The following is a 586-nucleotide window of genomic DNA, read 5'->3' on the forward strand; positions in this document are numbered from 1 at the left end:
GTGGTGCCACGATAGCAGATCGCTTTGTTTTACTTAGTCACTATCAGAACCCGCTGTTCCATCCACATCTCGAGGAATCGAAAGGCTGTACCTCTAGTCGCGAACGGACTCGAGTCGCATCAGCGGATAGCCGTCTTCCATCTCCATGCGCGTGACGACCTCGCAGCCCTCGTAGTCGACGACGATTTCGACCGCGAGGAATCGACCCGTCAGTTCGGTGTAGTCGGCGCTCGAGTCGGCGAGTTCGGCCTCGAGTTCGTCAGTCAAGACGTCGACGGCGACGTCGATGCAGTGGGGCTGGTTCTCGATCGAGTCTTCGATCGCCGTCTCGAGGCTCGCGGCACTGGCCGGCGAGACGGGCGTGCCGGCGAACTGGTGGTAGAGCGAGCCGAACTTGATGCCGGCCTCGAAGCAGGCGGCCTCGGCGTCCGTGGGTGACGTGTCTGTCGGCATGTGCCAGTGCTCGCGGGCGTTCGGCAAGGGGATTGCGATGTGATGGACTGCTGCGGTGTGAGTCGTTCTATCAAGTCACATGGGTAGAGCGTCGACGGACAAAACCGAGCATGCCCTGCTATCACGGCGAGAG

1 protein-coding gene is annotated in these 586 nt (G+C 61.1%); it reads right to left on the reverse strand.

Going from position 1 to position 586, the window contains the following annotated elements; all coding sequences use genetic code 11:
• Positions 1–93: 93 nt before the first annotated feature.
• On the reverse strand, positions 94–453 hold the full coding sequence (locus tag ACEWFR_RS23775; protein WP_374063350.1) for a dihydroneopterin aldolase family protein: 360 nt from the start codon (positions 451–453) through the stop codon (positions 94–96).
• Positions 454–586: the final 133 nt, after the last annotated feature.

This window comes from Natrinema sp. H-ect4 (genome assembly GCF_041894845.1).
Taxonomy (GTDB): Archaea; Halobacteriota; Halobacteria; order Halobacteriales; family Natrialbaceae; genus Natrinema.

Bases quoted from the DNA above. Each gene is read 5' to 3' on its own strand.
- ACEWFR_RS23775 (WP_374063350.1), bottom strand. From the start codon at position 453: ATGCCGACAGACACGTCACCCACGGACGCCGAGGCCGCCTGCTTCGAG.